Origin of the sequence: Nocardia concava NBRC 100430 (assembly GCF_000308815.1) — a bacterium.
Classification (GTDB): Bacteria; Actinomycetota; Actinomycetes; order Mycobacteriales; family Mycobacteriaceae; genus Nocardia; species Nocardia concava.
Map to the genome: position 1 here is coordinate 1 of NZ_BAFX01000097.1, position 3,502 is coordinate 3,502.

5 protein-coding genes are annotated in these 3,502 nt (G+C 69.6%); 2 read left to right on the forward strand and 3 right to left on the reverse strand.

Translation table 11 applies throughout. The features are described 5' to 3' along the window. Positions 1-988 (reverse strand): Hsp70 family protein (locus ON43_RS22805; protein ID WP_040810687.1); only part of this gene is annotated, 988 nt, incomplete at its 3' end. 49 nt (positions 989-1,037) lie between these two features. Between ON43_RS22805 and ON43_RS22810 the strand changes: the two genes are divergently transcribed. Together ON43_RS22810 and ON43_RS22815 are read left to right on the forward strand one after the other, a co-directional pair. Continuing rightward, a complete protein-coding gene (locus ON43_RS22810) occupies positions 1,038-1,601 on the forward strand; it encodes a nucleotide exchange factor GrpE (protein WP_157514146.1) in 564 nt (187 codons plus the stop codon). 89 nt (positions 1,602-1,690) lie between these two features. Then, on the forward strand, positions 1,691-2,563 hold the full coding sequence (locus ON43_RS22815; protein ID WP_040810683.1) for an alpha/beta fold hydrolase: 873 nt from the start codon (positions 1,691-1,693) through the stop codon (positions 2,561-2,563). A gap of 65 nt (positions 2,564-2,628) precedes the next feature. Here the strand turns inward: ON43_RS22815 and ON43_RS22820 are convergent, their stop codons facing one another. After that, entirely contained in the window at positions 2,629-2,946 is a 318-nt protein-coding gene (locus ON43_RS22820) for a muconolactone Delta-isomerase family protein (protein WP_040810685.1), read from the reverse strand. A gap of 27 nt (positions 2,947-2,973) precedes the next feature. Next, the coding region (locus ON43_RS22825) for an LLM class flavin-dependent oxidoreductase (RefSeq protein ID WP_157514147.1) at positions 2,974-3,502 on the reverse strand (529 nt) is incomplete at its 5' end.

Genomic DNA, 3,502 nt, shown 5'->3' on the forward strand with positions numbered 1-3,502 from the left:
CGGCCACCATCGGCATCCGCGAGGACCCGCCGACCAGCAGCAGCCGATCCACCCGCCGCACCCCGCGCTGCTCGGCCGCGGCCAGCACCGCCTTGGTGAGGTCGAGGGTGCGCCGCATGAGCGAGGCGGTCATGGCCTCGAGCTCGGCCCGGGTCAGTTCGATGACGGCCCGCGCGCCGTCGTGCGCGATCACCACCTCGGTGACCTCGGCGGTGGTGAGTTCGTGTTTGGCCTGTTCGGCCGCCAGCACCAGCAGCTGCGATCCGACCGAATCGTCCAGGGGGTCTTCGGCATCCGGGTTGGCCTCGCAGAACTTCTGGGACAGGTGCAGCGAGAGCCGCTCGTCCCAGTCCGCGCCGCCGAGCTGATGGTCGCCCTCCACGGCCAGCACCGAGATGCGCCGATCGGCCAATTCGATGACGGTGGCGTCGAAGGTGCCGCCGCCCAGGTCGTAGACCAGCACGGTCTCGCGGGCGGGCCCCTTGTCGATGTCGATGCTGCCGTCCAGCCGCCCGAACCCGTAGGACAGCGCCGCCGCGATGGGCTCGGAGAGCACGCCCGCCACATCGAATCCGGCATAGGTCCCGGCCTGGATGGTGGCCCGGCGCTCCTCGTCGCCGAAGTAGGCGGGCACCGTGATCACCACCCGCCGCACCGGGCCGCCGCCGGAGAACTCGGCGTCGGCGGCAAGGCTTTTCAGGATGAGCGAGGACACCGCGGGCGCGGACCACCGCTGCCCGTGCGCACCGAACCGCCATTCGGCATCGCCCATGCGGCGTTTCACCAGGGTGCACACGTGATCGGGATCCAGGCGGGCCTGCCGCCGCGCTCCCTCACCGACGACATGATCGTGCGCCGAGGCGAACAACACCACGGAGGGAACGGTCGGTTCGCCATTGAGCCCGATCAGCACCTGGGGACGGCCGTCTGCGTCGATTGCCGCAATTGCCGAATTCGTTGTGCCAAGATCGATTCCATAGACCCCCACGTGGGCGATGGTAGCAGCCGTGACGGACTGCTGGGTCTATCGTTCCAGCATGACCGATCCAGCCCCGGCGGCCGCTGTAACCGACGTCCCCGTTCCCACCGAGTCGCCCGCAGCGCCACTCGAACCCACAGCGTCGCCCTCGACCCCCGCCGTGCCCGCGCAATCCCTCGACCGCATCACCGAGCGCATCGATGATCTGGCGCGGGTCATCGCCCGGCAGGCCGCCACCATCGAGCGACTAGCCGATGAGGCGAAGGTGCAGATCCGCGATGAGCGCGCCGAGGCCGACGCGCCCTTGATCCGGGACCTGTTCGCCCTGCACGGCCTGGCCCAGACCTTCGCCTCCACCTCCAATTCCGAGGCCGACCGCCCGGGCTTCGAGGCCATCAGCCGCCGCGTGGAGCGCATGCTGACCGAGCGCGGCGGGCAATTGGTGACGCCGTTCCGCGGCACCGCCTTCGATCCGGACGTCATGGAGGCCGCCGAGCTCACCGACACCGATGACCCGACCATGGATCGGACCGTGGAGTCGGTCATTCAGCCGGGCCTGACCGTCGGAGACCGCTCCATCCGCCCCGCGAAAGTCGTTGTGCGCCGGTATCGCCGGGCCTGATCAGCCTCTGCAACCGGCGCGGCCGTCGTTCCAGCGGCCCTGTAGCGAACTCGTAGGGAGAGTCGAGCCGGGATTCCTACGTTTTCGATATGGCAATTTCGACTCATGACACCGCGGTGACCTTCGACGGCACGGAGCTAGCGTTCGAGGCGATCGGGTCCGGGCCGCCGCTGGTGCTCGTTCCGGGCGGGCCGCGGGATTCGCGGTACCTCGAGGATCTGGGCGGGCTGTCCCGGACCCGGACCCTGATCCGCTACGACGCGCGCGGGACGGGCAAGACGCTCCCGCCGGACGATCCGGCCAAGTACGCCTATCCGTCCCTGGCCCGGGATGTGGACGCCCTGCGGACCCGGCTGGGCGTGGACACCATCGATGTGCTCGGGCATTCGGCGGGCGCGGTGGTGGCGGCGGTCTACGCCGGGCATCATCCCGACCGGGTGTCGCGGCTGGTGCTGGTCGCCCCGGGGCCGGACTTCTTCGGCGGCGGCACCGATGTGGGGAGCCTGCTGAACGCGCGCTCCGACGAGCCCTGGTTCGATGAGGTGCTCACGGCCGCGGGCGGTTTGGCGGCGGCCGGACCGCAGGACTCCCCCGAGTCCATCTTCGAACTGCTGGATCGATACGTCCCGGCGGCCTACGGGTCCTGGGGCGAACGCCAGCGCGAGCATGCCGCCACCCAGCGCACCCAGTTCGCGCTCGAGGCGTGGAAGCACTTCCACGGCAACGGCGATCGCACCGAGCCGGAGCGTTTCCTGCCGACCTTCGGCCGGGTCCCCGCGCCCGTGCTGGTCGTGACGGGCGCGTCGGATGCGCTGACCGGGGTCGAGGCCGGGAATGCCGCCGCCAAGCTGTTCCCCGCCGCGACGCATGTCTCCATCGCGGGCGCGGGGCACTACCCGTGGGTCGACAACGCCGCGGATTTCAGCGCCGCCGTCGAGACCTTCCTGTCCCGCGGACAGTAGCCCGAACAACGGAAAAAGGGGTGGCCACCGTGGTGGCCACCCCTTTCGCATCGGGTCGAAACCCGTTAACCAGCGGCCTTTTCGGCGTCCCGGGTTGCGAACTCGTCGACATCGAAGCCGCCCGGGTCCGACAGCGGGAAAACATCGAACTCCAGATGCGAGGACAGCGGATTGCCGTACAGCGCGTCGGTGAGTTCCTCGTGGCTGGACACCTCGTAGACGTTCAGCCCGCCGGACTGTCCGGCAATGATCCAGCTGTGCTTGATGATTCCGCGCTTCACCAGATCGACGTGATGCGCGAACCCCTCCGGCAGCCGGTGCCGGAACTCGTCGGCGCTGATGCCGACCGGATGCTGCTTGGTGATGACCGCGAACAGTGCCATGCTCGATTCCTTCGTGAGAGTGATTTTCTATCGGCCCGTCGTGACGGCGGCCGCCGCGACGCCGGGGTCTGGCTCGCCGGCGGGCTCCGCGAAGTGCGGCAGCACCTCCTCGGCGAAGAGTTGCACCGAGCGCCGCACCACGTCTTCGGGTGCGATGCTGGGTGGGGCCTGCAGGCTGATGGTGACCTCGCCGAACGCCTCGCGGATGCGGGCGATCTGATCGCTCACCTGCGCGGGTGTGCCGACAATCGTCTTGTCGGCGGCGAGCTGACTCGCGAAGTCCCCCTTGGCGACCCGGCCGACGATGTTCTCATAGCCCGCGTACTGCGTGCTGCGCGTGGTCGACCACCCGGCCACGGCCTGCGCGAGCGCCCGGTGATTGTGGTCCGCGAACTGCTCGCCGAGCCGCAGCGCCGTGTCCGCGTCATCGGCGAGGAAGGAGCTGTAGCTGAGATGCACTTCGCCGCCGGCCGGGTCGAACCCGGCCCGCTCGCGCGCCACGCGGTACCGCTGGATGATGTCGCGGACCTTGTCCGCGGGGTTGATCGAGGGCACC